Source organism: Flagellimonas lutimaris, from assembly GCF_003581615.1.
Lineage (GTDB): Bacteria > Bacteroidota > Bacteroidia > Flavobacteriales > Flavobacteriaceae > Flagellimonas > Flagellimonas lutimaris.
Genome location: NZ_QXFH01000070.1, coordinates 260,995 through 282,516 on the forward strand (window position 1 = coordinate 260,995; position 21,522 = coordinate 282,516).

Consider the following 21,522-nt stretch of genomic DNA (forward strand, 5'->3'; position numbering starts at 1 on the left):
TGGGAGGCCTTCTTTTTTAGTTTTTGATATCTGTTTTAACAGGTTCTACTGCTGGCTTCTTTGGATTACCATCGGCATCGATCTCTATGATGTTATCAAAACCAAGTTCATCCAATTTGTTAATGATCTCGGCCCTATCGCCCACCATAAACCAATTTACCTTTTCTGGTTGAACCACCTCATTGCTCACTTTTCTGATATCATCCACAGAAAGGTTTCTTACATTCTGATCATATTTTTGATAATAATCGTCAGGCAAATCATATCTGATCAAATTCCTGACCGAACTATTAACGGAACTATTGGTCTCCCATTGGCCCGGAAGCTTCAAAACTTGATTGGTTTTTACTTTTTCCAACTCTTCACTGGTTGCAGGACGGGTAGAAGTGAATTCGGATATTTCCTTCCTGATTTCAGTAACGGATTCTGCCGTCTTATCAGTTTGCACAGGGGCATAAACAATAAAAGGACGCTCTTCCTTGGAACCTAATACAAAGCCTCCAGCTCCGTAAGACCAATGTTTGTCTTCTCTTAAGTTCATGTTGATTCTGGAAGTAAAATCACCTCCAAGAATATTCACCATTTGTTCTAAGGCAATCTCTGAAACATCACCGTACTTTTCGGTCAAATGTCCAGCAAGAATTACAGATTGTTGGGATTCTGGTCGGTTCATCAAATACAGCGTGTTCTTGGAATTGGTTTTGGGTTCGTTGAACGCAATGGTCGGTACATCACCCTTTTTCCATTTGCCCAATGTTTTTTGCAATTTGGATTTCAACTCGCTCATATCAACATCCCCAGTAACAATTAAGGTAGAATTGTTGGGCTTGAACCATGTATTATAAAATTCCAAAACATCTTCCCTAGTCAATTTTGAAACGGTATCCTCATATCCAGTTCCTGTATAAGGACTACTGTATGGATGGTCTTCGCCATAAAGGTATTTGTTCATGACCCGCAAAGCCATAGTTATGGGTTGCGATTTTTCTTGTTTTATGTTATTGATCTGTTCTTTTTGAAGTCTTTCGAATTCTTTCTCGGGGAAAACAGGGTTGAGGACTACGTCCATAAACAAATCCAGACTGGCATCCAAACTTGGCTTTAAAGTACTCATGTACACATTAGATTCATCTTGACTTGAAAAGGTGCTCAAGGATGCCCCTAGGAGTTGAAGCTGCTCATTGATTTCCAATGAAGTCATGTCCTTGGTTCCCTCGTCCATCAAATTCATGGCCAAATTTGCCGTTCCCGGACTGGACAGGTAATCGGTTTTGTAACCTGCATTGGCAACTAAATTGATAACTACCGTGGGAACTCCTTCGCGCTGGGCCAAAACTACATTAAGTCCATTGGATAATTGTGTACGCTGGAGTTCTGGAAATTTGGAACTTTTTGGTGCTCCAAGCTCAGGCAACTTGCTCCTGTCTACAGAAGATTCTACAATATCATATTCTGGAAATGGTTTACAAACCAAAATGTGCTTCCCTTTGGTGAGCCATTTGGCAGCAGTTTTCTGTAGATCCGCTATAGTGGCTTCTTCAACGTATTCCAATTTTGTTTTGTAGTAAGATGCATCTCCATGATATGTTTGATTGGAGGCGAGAATATCCGAAACTCCACCGAAGCCTCCTATTCGCTCCATACCCTTGATAAAATTGGCAAAGTAATTCGCCTTTACTCTTTTAAGCTCTTCTTCTGTTGGGCCTTCTTTGATAAATTTATCAATCTCTGCCTGAAGTTCCCTTTCTAACTTTTCAGGATCTTCTCCCGCTTTTACATTTAAATAGGTGATGAATCTACTTGCAATCTCACTGGATGCCTGAAAAGAAACAGCAGCACTGGCCGACTGATCTTGGTATATAAATTTTTGATATAACCTTGAGTTCTTGCCACTGGTAAGAATAGCCGAGATTAGGTCAAAGTGTAAATCCTCTTTAAATCCAAATGGAGGGGAATTCCAAGCAAATAATACTCTTGTCTCAGGAACACGATCTTCGTATTCTTGACGGGAATCATAAATTTTATTGGGGATATTTACTTCCTGTCGTTCCACTGTAGGACCCGAAGGAATATCTCCAAAATACTTGATCACCTTTTGATGTGCTTCCTCAGCATCCACATCTCCCGCGATGGCAACAACGGCATTGGCTGCTCCATAATAGGATTTAAACCAATCCTGTACATCCTCCAAGGAGGCGGCGTTCAAATCTTCCATCTCACCAATAACGGTCCAGGAATAAGGGTGCCCTTTGGGGTACATGGCCTTGGTCAAATAATCCCACTGCATTCCGTATGGCTGATTTTCGCCCTGTCTTTTCTCATTTTGCACAACGCCTCGTTGCTCGTCCAACCTTTCTTGGTCAATGGCACCTAACAAATGCCCCATTCGGTCCGACTCTAAAAACAAAACTTGATCCAAGGCCGAAACAGGAACATTTTGGAAGTAGTTGGTTCGGTCTGTGTTGGTGGTTCCGTTAAGGTCCGTTCCCCCTATACTTTCCAAAGCCTGGAAATAATCGGTGTTGTAATTTTCACTTCCATTGAACATTAAATGCTCAAATAAGTGTGCAAATCCACTTTTCCCGGGTTTCTCATTTTTGGATCCAACGTGATACCATACATTGACGGCAGCGATAGGCGCTTTATGGTCCTCATAAACCAAAAGGGTAAGACCATTTTTTAAGGTGTACGTTTTGTAATCAATGTTAATATCTTCTGCTTTAAACTGAAATTCTTGTCCATAACTCAAAGGAGTGCATAGTAAGCCTATGAAAAAGGCCAGTAATAATTTTTTCATTGTAGTGTTTGTTAATTATTTGATTGATAAAATTGCTTTCTACAATATAGGGAATAGTTTGCAATCAACACTATTTTAATAAGTTAGAGCATGAGTAAAAGTACATCTCTATTGTTATCTTCTTATTGAAAGACCACTCCTCAGTACATTAGCTGAACTTTAATTTGGTTTTTTGGTCTGTACTATATTGCCCGACACATAATTTCTTTATTAATTTGTAGAAGCATCTCCCCCAGTGTTTTATAATTTCAATTACTTCTATGCAACGAAATGAATTGCACGAGCATATTATATCCTCTGCTGGAAATCTTTTCTATTCCCAAGGGTACAATTCAACGGGTATCAATGAAATCATAGCCAAATGCGATATTGCGAAAGCTACCCTTTACAGTCACTTTAAATCCAAAGAGGATATTTGTATTGCTTATCTAAATCAACGTCACAGTGTTTTTATGAACAGGTTTAAAAGCTACGTTGATCAAAGAGATGAAAGCAAATATCAACTGTTGGCTATTTTTGATTTGTTACGGGACATGTATCTTGAAGAAAATTTTCAGGGGTGTTGGGCCCTTAAAACCCTTGGCGAGCTTTCTCCAGATCAAACAAATATTCTAAAGGTTATTCAGCAACAAAAAAAAGAGTTGCTACTGTATTTGGGAGAAGTAGTTGGTGATACTATTTCCAACCTTTCAAAAGCAGAAACTGAAAAAATATCGGGAGGTCTCTATCTTTTGTACGAAAGTGCCGTTACCGAGAGTCACTTGTTTAAAAATGATTGGCCCATTTTTATGGCCAAAAGTATAGCATCCTCACTCTTTATTGATACTGAACTGTAAAAAAAAAGCCCTTCCAAAATTGGAAGGGCTTTTAAACTTATAATTATATTTTTTTAAGCTTCTACGGCTTCCAAAGGCTGCGCTACTGGAAAATCAACTGGAACCTTTGTAGTGCTGTGGAGATAGTTTGAGATGGTTTTATCTCCCACCAAAGCTATGGTGTCAATTAAATTTTCTTTGGTCCATCCGGCGGCAAAGAAATTATCCAACACTTGGGCATCTGTTGCCCCTCTGTTTTCGGTAATGTTTTTGGCCAATTGTGCCAAAGCATCCAATTTTTCATCAAAAGAGGCTTTCCCCGTCCTTAATTCAAGAATCTGTTCTTCGGTAAAACCGTTCATTAGACCAATGGCAGTGTGTGCAGATAAACAATAAATACAGTTGTTCACTTGGCTTACGGCCAAATTAACCACTTCTTTTTCTTTAGCCTTTAATGAGGTTTTGGCGTTGGAAAAGTTAAGATAGTTAGCCAACGCATTTTCTGAGTGGGCGTAGGTGGCGAAAAGGTTGGGTACAAAACCCACTGCTTTTTCCAGATTGTCAAAAATGGCCTGATTGGCCGCACTTACTTCTTCTCTTTTGGGTACATTGATTGTGCTCATAATTGTAAATTTTTTATTGAATTTTTATGAATGGATTAATACGTCTGTACAAATGGTTTTTCAACATCACAATAGAAATCGTGATGATATTTCTGCTCACAGTGTTTCGAAACCTGTACGGTCTGCGCCTGGGTTTTCTGTGATGTTCTAAAAATCTCAATGAGATTGAAAATAGATTTTTCCGTGGGTTTCATCTTTTATCTGTTTTTTAATTTCAGGGCAAAGATGCTTCCAAAAGAAGGGTGGGTGTTAGGAAGGGTTTCCCGATGGCTTGACCAATTTTCCCTTAGGCCACCAAAAGAAGGTTTTCGCGGTATTCCGAGGGGGTCATCTGTGTCATTTTTTTGAAAAATCGACTAAAATGGGCGGGGTCGTTGAAGCCTAGTTCAAACGCAATTTCCTGATTTTGCTTATCGGTGAAATTGATGAGTCGCTTTGCTTCCAACGCAATTCGTTCCAGGATAATCTGTTGGGGTGATTTTTGGTTATAAATGGAAAAAAGATTGGAAAGTGTCTTCGGTGATTTGTACAACATTTCAGCATAATCACTTACTTTTCTCTTAGTCTTGTAATGCACGTCCACCAAAAAATTGAATCTTCGGATGGTGTCTATCTGGTCGTTCCCAAGTGTTTTAACGATGAGCTGCTCCTTTGCCAAACGCGTGCTCATAATAATCAATCTTTTAAGGAGCATTTGTAGCATATCGCCCTGAATATTGTCTGGGGTAGAAAACTCCTCGATGAACATATCGTGCAACAAATTGAACTTTTTCAACTGACCTTTGGGAATTGTGATAATAGGGATGTCCTGAGTTCCAAAAAACAAAATACCGTTGCAAGAAACCTCACTATCATGATCGGATATGCAATAAAATTCCCTGTTGAAAAGGATGGCCGAAAGAGGCAGTTTTGTTTCTGAATAGGAAACATGTTGCAGATAAGTAACCGTAATAATTTGATTGGGCAACAATTCCAAATCCATTCCGTCTATCTGAATCGTGAGCGGGCAATCATTTCTGTTCCATAAAAATTTAATGGTCTTTGATGTAACGGAAAAACGTTCCTGATCTCTTTTGATGTCGTCTGTAAAACCTAAAATAGCCCCTAATTTGGAATCGTTGTATTCGTATTTCATTGGTTTGATCATTCCGTTACAGAACAATTAGTCCAATATTCTTGTTCATACTTACAATGCATAAACTTCTCATTAGTAAATGAAATCATACATAGTAGGCAAACAAAAAAGGTGTGCATTGAAAAAATGCACACCTTTTTACAAATTTATTTATTGTAACTTTTAAAAGTTACAACTCTCTATCTCGGTTACACGTAAAGTGTTCACCATACCTTTTTCTTTGATCGGCATTGCTGCCAAGCTGACAAGCATATCACCAACTTCCAAAAATCCTTTTTTACAGGCTATTTGGTTCACATCTTCAATGGTCTGGTCTGTAGACACAAATTTATCGTAGTAAAATGCTTTTACCCCCCACAAAAGATTCAACTGAGTTAATATTCTTTTGTTGGATGTAAATACAAGAATGTGCGCAGCAGGTCTCCAGGCGGAAATCTGAAATGCAGTATAGCCACTATTTGTCAATGTGGAAATAGCCCTTGCTTTAATTTCGTTGGCCATTAATGCCGCATGGTAACAGACTGATTTGGTGATGTATCTTTTTGTTCTGATGTGCGGGGGTGTCTGTGGCACTTGAATCAAGCTGGAACCTTCGACACTGGATACGATGCTGGACATTTTCTCTATAACCTGAACAGGATAATTACCTACCGATGTTTCTCCAGAGAGCATTACTGCATCTGCACCATCCATCACGGAGTTGGCCACATCGTTTACTTCTGCACGAGTTGGGGTTAAACTGGTAATCATGGTTTCCATCATTTGGGTAGCAATGATTACCGGTATTCTACCTTTTTTGGCACTGAGCACCAATTTTTTCTGAATCAATGGAACCTCTTGTGCTGGAACCTCTACACCCAAATCTCCACGGGCCACCATAAGTCCATCGGAAGCCTTTACAATCTCCTCAATGTTTTCAAGTGCTTCTGGCTTTTCTATTTTAGAAATAACCGGAATTTTGTATTCGGTATGTTCCTTGATCAAATTATGAAGGTCATACAAGTCTTGTGCATGGCGCACAAAAGACAAAGCTATCCAATCAACATTTTGCCCTATCGCAAAAATGGCATCCTTAATGTCCTTTTCGGTAAGGGCCGGCAAAGAAATATCTGTATTGGGCAGATTTACCCCTTTTTTCGATTTCAACGGACCTCCTTGTATAACTGTGGCCACTACTTCATCTTCTCCATTGGTGGATTTTACTTCAAAAATAAGTTTACCATCGTCCAATAGTATACGCTCTCCTGCTTTTACATCCTTAGGAAAGGTTTGGTAGTTCATGTATACCCTCTCCGCAGTTCCTTCGAAAGGTTCTCCCGTAACAAATGTAACCTCATCACCTGGAGCAACGATGGCTTCTCCGCCCATTACCCCTACTCTTAGTTTAGGCCCTTGAAGGTCGGCAAGTATGGCGGTGTTGATATCCAACTCCTCATTGAGTTCCCTTATCATCTTGATTCGCTCCGTGACATCCTCATAGGCAGCGTGGGAAAAGTTTATTCTAAAAACATCCACTCCCGCCAAGATCATTTCCTTTAGGACTTCCTTTTTACTGGTAGCCGGACCCAGGGTTGCTACAATTTTAGTCTTCTTTCTAGTTGGCATTGTTAAAAGATTAAATTTCTTTTTGATTTTAGGTTTTGTGTGTCCAATGGATATGCTGTTATCACTTTGGAAATCTGATTGATGGCTTTAATTTTTTGAGAAAATATAGCATCGTCCGCTGCATCAACTTTCAAAAAATAATCCACTTCTTTTCGTTCTTTCAATAAATGATCAGTTCTTATGGAAATGTTATTTCCAAATAACCCGACCGATGGTGTCTCCTCCTCAACTTCACATTTGTTCGAAATCAGCGTCCAGTACACATCATTTATCTCATCATCCCAATCGAACACGGAGAAAGACTTGTTTTTATCTAGATGAAGGTCTTTTTTCATCCGTTTTAAATATAGTCCACAACCGGAATTTATGGCATAAGTGATGGCATAATCTTCCAAATTGCTGTGAATGGCGATGAGAGAAAAACAATCATCATATAAGTCTGCCGATATCTTGTGTGTTGTTAACATGCCCATAACACGAACGGTAAATATAGGCTTAATCCTAATGAATGCCTAGTTAATACAAAACAATACACTTATAAAACAAGCGAAAACGTTTGAGTTTACCGTTATTTAAAGTTACTGATTTTCTATCTTGCTCTGTAGTGCAAAATAGGCTCGTTTGGATGCTTTTTCCTCGGCTTTTTTCTTGGACGTGGCCCTCGCTTTTGCCAACATTCTATCTCCAATGGTTAGTTTTACAGCAAAGTGCTTAAGCTCATCATTCCCAGTGTCCTCATACACGTGGTAATTGAAAGGTTTTTTTTCTTTTTGGCACCACTCGATTACCAAACTTTTATAACTGATGACCTTGCCCTCGAGCTGTTCAATATCCACATAGGGCTCAATTACTCTTTCATCAATAAATTTTTCGCAATAATTATAACCTCTATCCAAATATATAGCTCCAACAAGTGCTTCAAAAACATTTCCATGTATGTTTTCTCCAAAATGTGATTTAGGAATCCTACTCTCCACATATTTCAATAATCCCAAGTCCTTCCCTAATTCGTTAAGATGCTTTCTGCTCACCACCTTGGAGCGCATTTTGGTTAGATAGCCTTCATCTCCTTCTGGAACTTCGTTGTACAAATGTTTTGAAATAATGGTTCCGAGCATGGAGTCACCCAAAAATTCCAAACGTTCGTAGTTAACGGGATTGCCTTTTTCATCCTTTTTGTTCATGGATCTATGGAGGAACGCTGTTTTGTAGATTTCCAAGTTCTTGGGCTTAAACCCGAGAATTCTTTTCATTCCCAAAAAAAAATCCCCATCCGTGCTCGGATGGGAATTGAATATTTTGGGAGTAAGTTTCATGTTACAAAACTACCCTAATTTTTTGAATAACACACAAGCATTGTGTCCTCCAAAGCCAAACGTATTGCTCATGGCAACCTTTACCTCTCGCTCTTGTGCCTTGTTCAAGGTCAAGTTTAGCGATGGGTCTATTTGCTCATCCACAACACTATGGTTTATGGTGGGAGGCACTAAATTATGTTCCATAGCCAGAATAGATGCAATGGCCTCAATGGCTCCAGCTGCTCCCAATAAGTGTCCGGTCATGGACTTGGTGGAGTTGATGCTGATATTTTTGGCGTGGTCACCGAATACTTTAGTAATGGCTTTTAACTCAGCAACATCTCCAAGCGGGGTAGATGTTCCGTGCGTATTTATAGCATCTACGTCTTCCGGTTTTAGTCCAGCATTCTCTAAGCAGTTTTCCATAACTTTGACAACCCCTATACCCTCAGGATGCGGTGCGGTCATATGGTAAGCATCACTGGATAGTCCACCACCTAAAACTTCTGCATATATCTTGGCGCCTCGGGCCTTGGCATGCTCATACTCTTCAAGTATAAGTGCTCCTCCACCTTCTCCCAAGACAAATCCGTCTCTTGTGGCATCGAATGGTCTGGAAGCGGTTTCCGGGCTTTCATTTCTTGTGGAAAGTGCGTGCATGGCATTAAATCCGCCCATACCTGCCATAGTTACCGCAGCTTCACTACCTCCGGTTACTATGACATCGCAATGTCCCAACCTAATATAGTTGAGGGCATCAATCATAGCATTGGCCGAAGAGGCACATGCAGAAACCGTAGTATAGTTTGGTCCCATAAATCCATGTTTAATGGAAATGTTACCTGGTGCTATATCGGCAATCATTTTGGGAATAAAGAATGGATTAAAACGTGGTGTACCATCACCATTGGCGTAATTGATCACCTCATTTTGAAAAGTTTCCAATCCGCCTATTCCTGCACCCCATATAACACCTACCTTAAACTTGTCCACAACCTCCAGGTCGATTCCAGAATCTGCTATGGCTTCATCTGAAGACACCAAGGCATATTGGGCAAACCTGTCCAGTTTTCTGGCTTCCTTACGATCAAAAAAATCGGCAGGATCGTACCCTTTAAGCTCGCAAGCAAACTTTGTTTTAAATTTTTCGGTATCGAAATAAGTAATGGGGGCAGAACCGCTCTTACCGGTCCGTAGTCCTTCCCAATAAGCTTCCAAATTGTTACCTATGGGTGTTAACGCTCCCATTCCGGTAACCACAACTCGCTTTAACTGCATTGAACTATTTTTTACCCTTTAGACGTAAATTATAAAAAAAATTATCCATGTGATCATAACCACATGGATAATTTATAATCTTTAGCGATATATCATATAATTACTTAGCTTCTTCTATATAGCTAATTGCTTGACCTACAGTGGCAATGTTCTCTGCTTGGTCATCTGGTATTTGAATATCAAATTCTTTCTCAAACTCCATGATAAGTTCAACAGTGTCCAAGGAATCCGCTCCTAAGTCGTTGGTAAAGCTAGCTTCCGCTACAACTTCATTTTCATCTACACCCAGTTTATCAACGATGATAGCCTTTACTCTTGATGCAATGTCTGACATAATTATTGTGGTTTTAAAAATTTAAATCGTTGGCAAAAATATAAAACTTTGGATTAAATACACTATTTGTCGATAAAATGTGCTCCAAATTAAGGATCTTAAAGTGTTGTACATTATTTTAGCCGACGTAATTTAATCCAAAATCACATGAATTCCTAACGAATGAAACGAATTGTCATCTTTGCATCAGGTAGTGGGTCAAATGCAGAAAATATTATTTCCTTTTTTCATGAAAAACCAGAGGTGACAGTGGCTGCGGTGCTTACCAACAAGAACTCGGCAAAGGTCTTGGAGCGTTGCGACCGTCTTGGAGTGCCTGCTTTCTACTTTAATAAGCCTGCATTTAAAGATTCTGATACGGTCGTAAATTTTTTACAAGGACTTAACACGGATTTAATTGTGCTTGCTGGTTTTCTTTGGAAGATTCCATCCAACCTTATTGATGCTTTCCCGAATAAAATTATCAATATTCACCCAGCGTTGCTACCTAAATATGGTGGAAAAGGTATGTATGGAGACAAGGTGCATCAAGCTGTAAAGGACAATAAAGAGACTGAAACCGGTATTACGATTCATTATGTAAACGAAAATTATGATGAGGGTGCCATCATTTTTCAAGCAAAAACAAATGTAATTCCTTCAGACGATGCAAATTCCATTGCCCAAAAAGTACATCAACTGGAATACGAACATTTTCCTCGGGTAATCGAAAAACTCTTATCCTAAATGGCGAAGAAAAAGAAGTTTTATGTAGTCTGGAAAGGAAAACATCCCGGTATTTTTGAATCTTGGGCCGATTGCAAAGCACAAATTGATGGGGTCCAAGGAGCACAGTACAAATCCTTCTCCACCTTTGCGGAGGCCAAAAAAGCCTTCAATGGCAATTATTTGGAGTATAAAGGCAAATCCAAGAGCAAAACAGATCTCACCCCTGAGGAATTATTAAAAATTGGCGACCCCAATTACAATTCTATTGCCGTAGATGCTGCATCCAGTGGCAACCCTGGAAAAATGGAGTACCGTGGAGTAGATACAAAAACCAAGCGAGTTCTTTTCCACCAAGGTCCTTTTGAACAGGGAACCAATAATGTTGGCGAGTTTTTAGCGCTGGTCCACGGTCTTGCTTTCTTAAAGCAACAAAAGAGTGAACGTATCCTTTATTCAGATTCCAGAATCGCCATTGGGTGGGTACGCAAGAAAAAGTGTGGCACCAAATTGAACAAAACAGCCAAAAATGCCCAGCTTTTTGAACTGATAGAACGGGCCGAGGAATGGCTGAAAAAAAATAGGTTCAACACTCCAATCGTGAAGTGGGAGACCAAAGCCTGGGGAGAAATTCCTGCGGATTTTGGAAGAAAATAGATGTGAGAAATCAGAAATGTGATGCTAGATGTAAGACTTGGAAAGCATCCTCCTTTTGTGCAAGCACTCAAGCCCGAAACTTGAGCTTGAACTAGTATTTACTCACTCTTTTTCTTAAAACCTATACTAATGATTCCAATATGGAATATCAAACCGTATATTTGCAGCAAAAATTAGGGAATGGGCAAATTACTGATCGTGGGAACCATGGCCTTTGATGCCATTGAAACACCGTTCGGGAAAACAGGAAGAATTTTGGGTGGCGCTGGCACCTTTATCGGCTTGGCAGCTTCACAATTTAAAATAGACTCCGCAATCGTATCTGTGGTGGGGGATGACTTCCCTCAATCTTACATGGATATTTTAAAAAATAAGGACATTGACCTTTCCGGGGTTGAAGTAGTAAAAGGTGGTAAAACCTTCTTTTGGGAAGGAAAATATCACAACGACCTTAATTCAAGAGATACCTTGGCCACCGAACTAAACACTTTGGCCGACTTTAATCCAGTGGTGCCCAATGATTATACCGGTGCTGATATCGTAATGTTGGGTAATCTTCACCCAAACATCCAGTTGAGTGTAATTAATCAGATGGAAAAACGACCAAAACTTATAGTTTTGGACACCATGAATTTTTGGATGGACAATACATGGGATGAGTTGATGGCGGTAATCTCCAAAATCGATGTTATCACCATTAATGATGAAGAGGCAAGACAAATGACCAACGAATATTCCTTGGTAAAAGCTGCTGCGAAGATCCAGGAAATGGGACCTAAATATGTAGTTATTAAAAAAGGGGAGCACGGCGCCCTCTTGTTCCATAAAGACAATATTTTCTTTGCCCCTGCTCTTCCTTTGGAAGAAGTTTTTGACCCAACCGGTGCGGGAGATACTTTTGCAGGTGGTTTTTCAGGATATTTGACCGAAGCAGGCAACATATCTTTTGAAAGTATGAAGAACGCCATTATTCACGGCTCCAATTTGGCATCGTTCTGTGTGGAACGCTTTGGAACCGAACGGATGGTAGATTTAGAAAAGAGCGAGGTCGATGCCCGCTTGGTACAGTTTAAAGAACTGACGCAGTTCAATATTGAATTAACGTAAATGTTTGCCCTGAAAATTTCGGGGCTTTTTTATTTGATTTGTTATGAGTGATCCCATTAAGCACGAATGCGGAATATCGTTGATCCGTTTGCTTAAACCCCTGGAGTACTACAAAGAAAAGTACGGTACAGCTTTTTACGGCGTAAATAAGATGTACCTAATGATGGAGAAACAGCACAACCGCGGACAAGACGGAGCTGGTTTTGCAAGTATTAAAATGGACATGGAACCCGGTGAACGGTACATGAGCCGTGTAAGATCGGCCCAACAACAGCCCATTCAGGATATTTTTGCCCAAATAAACAATCGTATCAATACGGCCCTGACCGAGCATCCAGAACATGAAGACGATGTAGCCTGGCAAAAAAAGAACATTCCCTATATCGGAGAACTTTTAATGGGACACGTTCGCTATGGCACCTTTGGAAAAAACAGTATCGAGAACGTACACCCGTTTTTGAGACAGAACAATTGGATGCACCGTAACCTCATTGTTGCGGGGAACTTTAACATGACGAATGTTGATGAGCTTTTCGGGAACTTGGTGGAATTGGGACAACACCCAAAGGAAAAAGCTGATACTGTAACCGTAATGGAAAAAATCGGTCACTTTTTGGATGATGCCGTTGCCAAGCTCTACAAACAGATCAAAAAAGAAGGATACACCAAAAGAGAAGCTTCTGCTTTGATTGCAGAACGTTTGAACGTAGCCAAGATTTTGAGAAAAGCCTCAAAAAACTGGGATGGCGGGTATGCCATGAGCGGACTTATTGGACACGGTGATGCTTTCGTAATGAGAGACCCAGCGGGAATTCGACCCGCTTATTACTACCAAGATGATGAAGTTGTGGTGGTTGCATCGGAACGTCCCGTGATTCAAACCGTATTCAACGTTAATTTTGATGATGTAAAAGAGCTAGATCCTGGACATGCCGTAATCATCAAAAAGAGCGGTTCCATGGCCTTGAAAAAGATTTTGGAGCCAACCGAACGTAAGGCGTGTTCTTTTGAGCGCATCTATTTCTCCCGAGGTAGTGATAAAGAAATCTATCAGGAAAGAAAAAAATTGGGGAAACTGGTATTTCCTGAAATATTGAAGTCCATCGATAACGATTTGGAGAACACGGTTTTCTCCTATATCCCCAATACGGCAGAAACTTCCTTTTTTGGAATGGTAAAAGAGGCCCAAAATTACCTTAACAAGAAAAAAGAGGAACAAATTTTGGCCTTAGGTCCGAATATGACAGGAGAACAGCTTCATAAAATATTGAGTGTTAGGCCGCGTATAGAAAAAGTAGCCATCAAAGATGCGAAGCTAAGAACCTTTATCACCCAAGATAGTAGTAGAGATGATTTGGTGACGCACGTTTATGACATTTCGTACGGTTCTGTAAAGAGCACGGACAACCTTGTTATAATTGATGACAGTATTGTGCGGGGAACGACATTGAAACGAAGTATCCTAAAAATATTGGACAGACTTTCTCCGAAAAAGATTGTTGTAGTTTCCTCCGCTCCGCAAATACGTTATCCCGATTGTTATGGAATCGACATGGCCAAGCTGGAAGATTTTGTAGCCTTTAAAGCAGCCAAAGCATTGCACGAGGATCATGGCACAACACATTTGATCAAGGAAATCTATGAAAAGTGCTTAACGCAGACCGACCCGTCCAATAAGAACGCGGTGAACTACGTGCAAGAATTTTATGCGCCCTTCTCTGCCAAACAGATTTCCAAGAAAATTGGGGAGATTTTGAGTCCAGAAGGAATCAAGGCTGAAGTTGAAATTATCTATCAGACTATTGAAGGATTGCACAGCGCCTGTCCTCAAAACTTGGGAGATTGGTATTTTACAGGAAATTATCCGACACCAGGAGGAAACAGAATAGTCAATAAAGCTTTTGTCAACTTTTTTGAAGGCAAAAACGAAAGAGCTTATTAATCAGTTACATAGAAAAAGAGTGCAAAGCGTGCACTTTATCGATGAAACTAGCAGTATGGCGGGTTTTTATACAATCAGAAACCCACAATCCTACTTTAGTATCTGCCATAGCATAAGTAGGTTAAGTTCATGGTAAGATTTGGGGCAAAAAAGGTGGAAGCTATTCCACCTTTTTTATTTTACATACTTCTCCAATTTTAAAAAAACACACTCATTTACTTGATAAATATCAATCCTAAAGTCCAGTTGTACACTTTAACCAATTAAAGGGGGTTTCATCTAAAAGCTTGGGCACAAAAACATAGCTTAGCTTACATTTGGAGAACCATAGCATAAGTAGGTTAAGTTCATGGTAAGATTTGGGGAAAGAAGCCGGAGCGTGCTCCGGCTTCTTTATATTTGACTACCAAGCTTTTATCCATTTTATCGATGAACTGCACGTTTTCTTTTTCTTCCAAAAAGCAAAATATTTTTTAAAACCCTTTGTTATTTCTCACAATACCAGTATTTTAGTCTCGCCATAGCATAAGTAGGTTAAGTTTATGGTAAGATTTGGGACGAAAAGGGTGAGGACTTCCTCGCCCTTTTCTATTTAAAAAAACTAAAACTAAAAAAGCCCCGCACTTTCGTGCAGGGCTTTAATTTTAAAGGCAAGCTAACTCTTATTTGCTTGCTGCGTAATTTTCAGAAACTTTATCCCAGTTGATAACACTGAAAAACTCTGAAATATATTCAGGTCTTCTATTCTGATAATGCAGATAGTATGCATGTTCCCAAACATCCAAGCCCAAAATTGGGTAACCACCACAACCTACTCCTGGCATAATGGGATTATCTTGGTTTGGAGTTGAGCAAATTTCAACTTTTCCTCCTTTGTGCACGCACAACCAAGCCCAACCTGATCCAAATCTTGATCCGGCAGCAGCACTGAATTTTTCTTTGAATGCATCAAAAGAACCAAAAGCTTCATCAATGGCAGAGGCCAATTCGCCTGATGGAGCTCCACCACCGTTTGGTGACATTACTTCCCAAAAAAGGCTGTGGTTAAAAAATCCTCCTCCGTTGTTTCTAACTGCGGTGTTGGACATATCCAAACCAGAAAGGATATCTTCAATATCTTTTCCGGCCAAATCTGTTCCTTCGATAGCCGCGTTTAATTTAGTTGTGTAGCCATTGTGGTGCTTGGTATGGTGGATTTCCATGGTCCTTGCATCTATATGTGGTTCCAATGCATCGTATGCATACGGTAACTTAGGTAATTCAAAAGCCATAATATTCTGTTTTTTTAGGTTATTACTTTAATCACGTAAAAATACAAGTTTTAACATTTATATTCCGCTAAAACCATGTTAACATCAGGCAAGGAATCCTTATTTTGCAGGAAAAACATCCTTGGAGGGGTCTAATTTTAAAATATATAGCGCATCTGCAGGTTCGGGCAAAACCTATGCCTTAGCAAAAACATACCTTAAATTATTGCTGTCCAACGATGCTGCGGTAAAATTTCGCCAGATTTTGGCCATTACATTTACCAACAAAGCGGTAGATGAAATGAAAACCAGGATATTGGACAACCTTTATGCTTTTGGTCAAGATGTTGTCCCCGAAAAACAGAAAGGTCTTTTCCATTCACTTTGTGATGAACTTTCTTTGACCGAAGAAGAATTACCGAAACGATCAAAGCTTATTCTAAAGCGGATTCTCCACAATTACTCTTTTTTTGAGATTTCTACGATTGACAAGTTCAACCACAAAATCATAAAAACATTTGCCCGCGATCTGCACCTATCCCAAAATTTTGAAGTGGAGCTCAATTTGGATTTACTATTGGAAGAAGCCGTGGGTAGATTGCTGGAACGTGCGGGCAACGATGAAAAACTTACCGAGGTACTGATCGCTTTTTCCTTGGAAAAAATTGATGATGACAAAAGCTGGAACATTACATACGATTTAATAGAAATCGGGAAACTTCTTTTTCAGGAAAACCATGCCGAGCACATAAATCCCTTGCGAGAAAAATCCATTTCGGATTTTCAGGACATCCAAAAAAGGATGGCATCAGAAAGTAAGGCCATTGAAGAAAAGGTAAAACAACTGGCTGAAATTGTGCTTCAGGAAATGCAGAATCAAGGGTTTGATTTTGCAGATTTTCCCAGACAAACCCTTCCCAATCATTTTAAAAAAATGATTGATGGCGAGCTCGACCCAAAAAAATTGTACACCGCCAAAACTTTGGAGCCCAATCTGGTGGAAGGGAAATTGCTCAAGACCAGTGACAAAAGGGACGTTACCCAATTGGCCGTGACCATTTTGGAAAAGTATCTCAGGATAAAGCAATTGATTTATCGGCATAGTTATTTGCAAAACATTTATGGCAATATCGTACCGATGACTGTTTTGAACGAAATCGGCAAGGAAATCAAAAATATTGAGCTGGATAGGGACATCATTCCCATTTCTTCCCTGAACGCGATTCTCTCAAAAGAAATCAAGAATCAGCCTGTACCTTTTATTTATGAACGGATGGGCGAAAAATACCGTCATTATTTTATAGATGAGTTTCAGGATACCTCAAAAATGCAATGGGAAAATCTGGTGCCGCTTATTGGCAATGCTTTGGAAAGTGAAGATGAAAAGCACCAACACGGTTCTCTTTTTTTGGTGGGTGATGTAAAACAGGCCATTTATCGCTGGCGTGGTGGTAGAGCAGAACAGTTCCTTAATCTGATAAATAAAAAATCGCAGCCCTTCGTAGTAGAGCCCAGCGTTCATTCTTTGGATACCAATTGGCGGAGTTATGATGAAATCGTGAACTTCAACAATAGCTTTTTTACCGAAGTGGCGCCTGTACTCGCCAACGAAGACTATCGAAACCTCTTTTTGAACGACTCCCATCAAAAAACCAACAACAAACCTGGAGGTTATATTCAAATGTCCTTTTTGGACAAAGATGTAGAAGAAAAGGACACCACTTATTGCAATGAAACACTAAGGGCCATTCAACACATCATTTCGGAAAACCATGCGTATGCCGATATCTGCGTTTTGGTTCGCGACAATAATAAGGGAATGCTGCTGGCGGATTTTTTAGCGCAGCATCAGATTCCCATTATTTCTTCGGATGCGTTGCTGTTGAGCAAAAATGAAAAGGTCATCTTTTTGATTTCCATCCTTCGGATTTTTGAAAATGAAAAAGACCGAGAGGCAGCATACCATATATTAATGTATCTGTCTCCCGATGAAAACGGCAAACACGACTTCATCAGCAAAAACCTGGAAACTATCGAAGCATTCCTAGCCTCGGCATACCATTTCAATTTAACTGAATTAAAAGGCGAACCTGTGCTTGCCATTTTGGAAACCGCTATTGTACAGTTTGAGCTTTATGAGGGTTCCGTTGCGCATATTTCGTTTTTGATGGACGAAGTACTGGATTTGGAAAAAAGGAAAGGACCAAGCGTATATGCTTTTCTTAATTATTGGGAAGTAAAAAAAGGTTCCCTTTCCATCGCAGCACCCGATGGTGTGGATGCCGTAAAAATTATGACCATCCACAAGGCGAAAGGTCTTGAATTCCCATTTGTGGTTTTTCCGTTTGCCAATGCGGTTCTGGATGACAAACGAAAGAAAAAGAAATCTTGGGTGCCAGCCACAACCAATGATGAAGCTTTAGGATTGGACGAATTTCTAATCAACAATAATAAAGATATGTTGGAATACAACGAGGTAGCCCAACAAAAATATATAGACGAGGAGCAAAAGACCCTGTTGGATTCCATGAACGTGCTTTACGTTGCACTCACCCGTCCCGTAAAAGGACTCTTTGTGATTACCGAGACCAGTAAAAAAGATATTGCTTTAGTTGATGCTGCTTCATCCTACTCTGATTTGTTTCAATTGTATATTCAGCAGAAGAATATTCCTGAAAGTAAAAGTGGTGTTTATACCATCGGAACCTTTCCATCAAAAGAAATTGCAACTTCACCTTTGGAATCCACCGAAAATTATATCTCCTATGTCACCCGTCCAAAGGAGGACTCCGGATTTACGGTTTCTACCAAATCAGGCCGTATGTGGGACGATGAACGTATGGAAGCCATTGAGATGGGGAATTTGATTCACTTTGCATTGAGCCAAATTGGGACCGAGCAAGATGTTGATGGTGTTCTAGAGCGATTGGAAATTGAGGGGCATTTTCCCACAGAGGCCGCGAGCGACATCAAACAAAAAATAATGGCCGTTGTGAACCATCCGAAATTGAAGGACCTATTCTTGGAGGGGCTTCAAATTTTGAACGAACGAGAAATCTTGACAACGGATGGTCGTTCCCTTCGTCCCGATAGAATTGTTATCTCTGGAAACGAAGCCACTATCATTGATTATAAAACAGGAAAACCATCGCCCAACCACAAAGAGCAGATTGCCAACTACGCAGATATTTTAAGAGAAATGGATTTTAAAATCAAACAATCGGTCATTGTTTATATTGACCAAGAAATAGACCCTATTTTTGTATAAAGCGAATTAAAAGATATGTACGGAAAAATAAAAGAACATTTGGCCAAGGAACTGGAAGCAATTGAAGAAGCTGGCCTATTTAAAAAAGAACGAATCATTACCTCTCCGCAGGACGCTGTGATAAAAATTTCCACAGGGGAAGAAGTCATCAATTTTTGTGCGAACAACTATTTGGGGCTCTCCTCACATCCTGATGTAATCCAAGCCGCAAAAGACACCATGGACACCCACGGTTTTGGAATGTCGTCAGTACGTTTTATCTGCGGAACGCAGGACATCCATAAAGAATTGGAACAGAAAATCGCCGATTTCTACGGCACCGAGGATACCATATTATATGCAGCAGCTTTTGATGCCAACGGTGGGGTATTTGAGCCTTTGCTCAGCGCTGAGGATGCTATTATTTCAGATTCCTTGAACCATGCCTCCATTATTGATGGGGTTCGTTTGTGCAAAGCAAAGCGATATCGCTACACCAACAACGATATGGCCGACCTTGAGGAAAAACTCAAACAAAGTAACGCCGATGGATCGCGCTTTAAGATAATCGTAACCGACGGAGTGTTCTCCATGGATGGCCTTTTGGCTCCTTTGGACAAAATCTGTGATTTGGCAGATAAGTATGATGCATTGGTTATGATTGATGAATGCCACGCAGCAGGGTTTATAGGGGAAACAGGCCGCGGAACTTTGGAAGAAAAAGGTGTTATGGATCGTATAGACATCATTACAGGGACACTCGGTAAAGCTTTGGGCGGCGCTATGGGCGGCTATACTACTGGAAAAAAAGAAATTATTGAAATGCTTCGCCAGCGTTCACGACCCTATTTGTTCTCCAATTCGTTGGCACCAGCCATTGTTGGGGCGTCTATTAAAGTTTTTGAAATGCTGGATACAGATACATCGTTGCGCGATAAGCTCCAAAACAACACGGAATACTTCAAAAAAGGCATGAAAGAAGCTGGATTTGATATAATTGATGGCGATTCTGCCATTGTTCCAGTAATGCTCTACGATGCGAAACTATCCCAAAACATGGCGGATATGCTCTTGAAAGAAGGAATTTACGTGATTGGTTTCTTTTATCCAGTGGTTCCCAAAGACAAGGCAAGAATTCGTGTTCAATTGTCCGCAGCCCACGATAAGCAACACTTGGACCATGCGATTAATGCATTTATAAAGGTAGGAAAGTCGTTAAATGTCATCTAAATTCGACGAAATACATCAAATCTTCTGGCAAATGAGTCAAAAAAAAAGAAATTTAGATTTTGTTAATAATTCTTAACAACTTACATTTGCTGCTGATAAACACTTAAACTTAAAATTTTGAGCATGAAACATCTTAGCAAATTATTAGTTGTTGCTCTTGTATTTGTAGGGTTCAACAGCATACAAGCGCAGGACGAAAATAATCCCTGGCAGGTTAGCATAGGGGTGAATGCAATAGACACTTATCCAACTAACGATAGTAACAATCCTTTTTCAAGTACTACGTTGTTCGATGAGTATTTTAATGTATCCGATCACTGGAACATTTTACCTTCTGTGTCATATGTAGCCGTTTCCAAATATGTTGGCGATGGTTTTTCTGTAGGAGCAAGAGGTTCCTTGAACAGAATTGAAAAATTAGGAGATTTGGACGTTAATGATCTTTCTCACTATGCTATTGATGGTACTATCAAGTACAACATCTTAAAGAACACAGTTGTAGATCCTTTCGTTGAAATCGGTGGTGGTTACACTTGGGTTGACGAAATTGGAGCTGGTACCGTGAATGGTGGTGTTGGTGTAAACTTCTGGTTCTCTGATAATCTAGGTTTCACACTTCAAACACAATACAAGCATGCTTTCGAAGATTACTTGGTTAAGCATTTCCAACACATGGCTGGTATTAGCATTAAGTTTGGTGGTACTGACACCGATGGTGACGGTATCTACGACAAAGACGATGCTTGTCCAGAAGTTGCAGGTCTAGAGGCATTCAACGGATGTCCTGATTCTGACGGTGACGGAATCGAAGATGCTAAGGATTCATGTCCTAACGAAGCTGGTTCTAAAGAAATGAACGGATGTCCTGATTCTGACGGTGACGGTGTTGCCGATAAAGATGACGCTTGTCCAAGCACTCCAGGTCTTCCTGCACTAGCTGGTTGTCCTGATGCTGACGGTGACGGTGTTGCTGACAAAGATGATGAGTGCCCTAACGAAGCTGGTCCTGCTGAAAACAACGGATGCCCTTGGCCTGATGCTGACGGTGACGGAGTTCTTGACAAAGACGATCAGTGTCCAGATGTTGCTGGTACTGTTGCAAACAACGGATGTCCAGAAGTAACTGAAGAAGTTCAGAAGCAATTGAACGATTACGCTAGAACTATCTTGTTCGATACTGGTAAGTCTTCTATCAAAGCAGAATCTACTTCTGTAATGGTTGACATTATCCAAATCTTGAACGAGTATCCTACTGCTAAGTTTACTGTAGAAGGACACACTGATAGTGTAGGTAGTGAAAGCTTGAACCAAAAACTTTCTGAGTCAAGAGCTAACTCTGTTAGAGACTTCTTGATCGACAAAGGAATCGGTTCTGACAGATTGACTGCCATCGGTTACGGCGAGGCTAAGCCAATCGCTACTAACAATACAAGAGCTGGTAGAGCACAAAACAGACGAGTTGAAATCAACTTGGTAAAATAATAAGAAACAAAGTTTTC

Annotated in this window: 17 protein-coding genes; 8 read left to right on the forward strand and 9 right to left on the reverse strand. The window is 40.2% G+C overall.

What is annotated here, in order from left to right:
• Positions 1-16 precede the first annotated feature (16 nt).
• Entirely contained in the window at positions 17-2,797 is a 2,781-nt protein-coding gene (locus tag D2V08_RS05635) for a M16 family metallopeptidase (protein WP_119607087.1), read from the reverse strand.
• 260 nt (positions 2,798-3,057) lie between these two features.
• On the opposite strand from D2V08_RS05635, the gene D2V08_RS05640 reads away from it, so the two are divergent.
• On the forward strand, positions 3,058-3,633 hold the full coding sequence (locus D2V08_RS05640) for a TetR/AcrR family transcriptional regulator (protein WP_119607088.1): 576 nt from the start codon (positions 3,058-3,060) through the stop codon (positions 3,631-3,633).
• Between the two features lie 53 nt (positions 3,634-3,686).
• On the opposite strand, the gene D2V08_RS05645 is transcribed toward D2V08_RS05640, so the two are convergent.
• From D2V08_RS05645 to D2V08_RS05675, 7 genes are all read right to left on the reverse strand, one after another.
• Positions 3,687-4,235 carry a carboxymuconolactone decarboxylase family protein gene (locus D2V08_RS05645; RefSeq protein ID WP_119607089.1) on the reverse strand — a complete coding sequence of 183 codons (549 nt, stop codon included), beginning with the start codon at positions 4,233-4,235 and terminating at the stop codon, positions 3,687-3,689.
• Between the two features lie 286 nt (positions 4,236-4,521).
• Positions 4,522-5,370 (reverse strand): helix-turn-helix domain-containing protein, encoded by an 849-nt coding sequence (locus D2V08_RS05650; protein WP_119607719.1) that lies wholly within the window; start codon positions 5,368-5,370, stop codon positions 4,522-4,524.
• A gap of 162 nt (positions 5,371-5,532) precedes the next feature.
• The gene (gene pyk / locus D2V08_RS05655; RefSeq protein WP_119607090.1) at positions 5,533-6,975 is read right to left on the reverse strand and encodes a pyruvate kinase; all 1,443 of its coding nucleotides are present in this window, start codon (positions 6,973-6,975) and stop codon (positions 5,533-5,535) included.
• A 2-nt stretch (positions 6,976-6,977) separates the two neighbouring features.
• Positions 6,978-7,448, reverse strand: a complete 471-nt coding sequence (locus tag D2V08_RS05660; protein ID WP_119607091.1) for an IPExxxVDY family protein — start codon at positions 7,446-7,448, stop codon at positions 6,978-6,980.
• 105 nt (positions 7,449-7,553) lie between these two features.
• A complete protein-coding gene (rnc, locus tag D2V08_RS05665; RefSeq protein ID WP_119607092.1) occupies positions 7,554-8,291 on the reverse strand; it encodes a ribonuclease III in 738 nt (245 codons plus the stop codon).
• Between the two features lie 9 nt (positions 8,292-8,300).
• Positions 8,301-9,551 carry a beta-ketoacyl-ACP synthase II gene (gene fabF / locus D2V08_RS05670; RefSeq protein WP_119607093.1) on the reverse strand — a complete coding sequence of 417 codons (1,251 nt, stop codon included), beginning with the start codon at positions 9,549-9,551 and terminating at the stop codon, positions 8,301-8,303.
• Positions 9,552-9,651: 100 nt separating this feature from the next.
• Positions 9,652-9,885, reverse strand: a complete 234-nt coding sequence (locus D2V08_RS05675) for an acyl carrier protein (protein WP_009778413.1) — start codon at positions 9,883-9,885, stop codon at positions 9,652-9,654.
• A gap of 162 nt (positions 9,886-10,047) precedes the next feature.
• Between D2V08_RS05675 and purN the strand changes: the two genes are divergently transcribed.
• The 4 genes from purN to D2V08_RS05695 all read left to right on the forward strand — a co-directional run bounded on the left by purN (position 10,048) and on the right by D2V08_RS05695 (position 14,296).
• Positions 10,048-10,611: a phosphoribosylglycinamide formyltransferase gene (gene purN / locus D2V08_RS05680; RefSeq protein WP_119607094.1), complete on the forward strand. Its 564-nt coding sequence runs from the start codon at positions 10,048-10,050 to the stop codon at positions 10,609-10,611.
• Positions 10,612-11,247, forward strand: a complete 636-nt coding sequence (locus tag D2V08_RS05685) for a ribonuclease H1 domain-containing protein (protein ID WP_119607095.1) — start codon at positions 10,612-10,614, stop codon at positions 11,245-11,247.
• 180 nt (positions 11,248-11,427) lie between these two features.
• A complete protein-coding gene (locus tag D2V08_RS05690; protein ID WP_119607096.1) occupies positions 11,428-12,354 on the forward strand; it encodes a PfkB family carbohydrate kinase in 927 nt (308 codons plus the stop codon).
• A gap of 43 nt (positions 12,355-12,397) precedes the next feature.
• Positions 12,398-14,296: an amidophosphoribosyltransferase gene (locus D2V08_RS05695; RefSeq protein ID WP_119607097.1), complete on the forward strand. Its 1,899-nt coding sequence runs from the start codon at positions 12,398-12,400 to the stop codon at positions 14,294-14,296.
• 662 nt (positions 14,297-14,958) lie between these two features.
• On the opposite strand, the gene D2V08_RS05700 is transcribed toward D2V08_RS05695, so the two are convergent.
• On the reverse strand, positions 14,959-15,567 hold the full coding sequence (locus D2V08_RS05700) for a superoxide dismutase (protein ID WP_119607098.1): 609 nt from the start codon (positions 15,565-15,567) through the stop codon (positions 14,959-14,961).
• 121 nt (positions 15,568-15,688) lie between these two features.
• Here D2V08_RS05700 and D2V08_RS05705 point away from each other — a divergent pair, with 121 nt between their 5' ends.
• From D2V08_RS05705 to D2V08_RS05715, 3 genes are all read left to right on the forward strand, one after another.
• Positions 15,689-18,814: a UvrD-helicase domain-containing protein gene (locus D2V08_RS05705; protein ID WP_119607099.1), complete on the forward strand. Its 3,126-nt coding sequence runs from the start codon at positions 15,689-15,691 to the stop codon at positions 18,812-18,814.
• 15 nt (positions 18,815-18,829) lie between these two features.
• Positions 18,830-20,023 carry a glycine C-acetyltransferase gene (kbl, locus tag D2V08_RS05710; RefSeq protein WP_119607100.1) on the forward strand — a complete coding sequence of 398 codons (1,194 nt, stop codon included), beginning with the start codon at positions 18,830-18,832 and terminating at the stop codon, positions 20,021-20,023.
• A gap of 123 nt (positions 20,024-20,146) precedes the next feature.
• Positions 20,147-21,505: an OmpA family protein gene (locus D2V08_RS05715; RefSeq protein ID WP_119607101.1), complete on the forward strand. Its 1,359-nt coding sequence runs from the start codon at positions 20,147-20,149 to the stop codon at positions 21,503-21,505.
• Positions 21,506-21,522 lie beyond the last annotated feature (17 nt).

Excerpts from the sequence above, each read along its gene's own strand:
- D2V08_RS05635 (WP_119607087.1), bottom strand. The coding sequence starts at position 2,797 with ATGAAAAAATTATTACTGGCCTTTTTCATAGGCTTACTATGCACTCCT.
- D2V08_RS05640 (WP_119607088.1), top strand. The coding sequence starts at position 3,058 with ATGCAACGAAATGAATTGCACGAGCATATTATATCCTCTGCTGGAAAT.
- D2V08_RS05645 (WP_119607089.1), bottom strand. The coding sequence starts at position 4,235 with ATGAGCACAATCAATGTACCCAAAAGAGAAGAAGTAAGTGCGGCCAAT.
- D2V08_RS05650 (WP_119607719.1), bottom strand. The coding sequence starts at position 5,370 with ATGAAATACGAATACAACGATTCCAAATTAGGGGCTATTTTAGGTTTT.
- pyk (WP_119607090.1), bottom strand. The coding sequence starts at position 6,975 with ATGCCAACTAGAAAGAAGACTAAAATTGTAGCAACCCTGGGTCCGGCT.
- D2V08_RS05660 (WP_119607091.1), bottom strand. The coding sequence starts at position 7,448 with ATGGGCATGTTAACAACACACAAGATATCGGCAGACTTATATGATGAT.
- rnc (WP_119607092.1), bottom strand. The coding sequence starts at position 8,291 with ATGAAACTTACTCCCAAAATATTCAATTCCCATCCGAGCACGGATGGG.
- fabF (WP_119607093.1), bottom strand. The coding sequence starts at position 9,551 with ATGCAGTTAAAGCGAGTTGTGGTTACCGGAATGGGAGCGTTAACACCC.
- D2V08_RS05675 (WP_009778413.1), bottom strand. The coding sequence starts at position 9,885 with ATGTCAGACATTGCATCAAGAGTAAAGGCTATCATCGTTGATAAACTG.
- purN (WP_119607094.1), top strand. The coding sequence starts at position 10,048 with ATGAAACGAATTGTCATCTTTGCATCAGGTAGTGGGTCAAATGCAGAA.
- D2V08_RS05685 (WP_119607095.1), top strand. The coding sequence starts at position 10,612 with ATGGCGAAGAAAAAGAAGTTTTATGTAGTCTGGAAAGGAAAACATCCC.
- D2V08_RS05690 (WP_119607096.1), top strand. The coding sequence starts at position 11,428 with ATGGGCAAATTACTGATCGTGGGAACCATGGCCTTTGATGCCATTGAA.
- D2V08_RS05695 (WP_119607097.1), top strand. The coding sequence starts at position 12,398 with ATGAGTGATCCCATTAAGCACGAATGCGGAATATCGTTGATCCGTTTG.
- D2V08_RS05700 (WP_119607098.1), bottom strand. The coding sequence starts at position 15,567 with ATGGCTTTTGAATTACCTAAGTTACCGTATGCATACGATGCATTGGAA.
- kbl (WP_119607100.1), top strand. The coding sequence starts at position 18,830 with ATGTACGGAAAAATAAAAGAACATTTGGCCAAGGAACTGGAAGCAATT.
- D2V08_RS05715 (WP_119607101.1), top strand. The coding sequence starts at position 20,147 with ATGAAACATCTTAGCAAATTATTAGTTGTTGCTCTTGTATTTGTAGGG.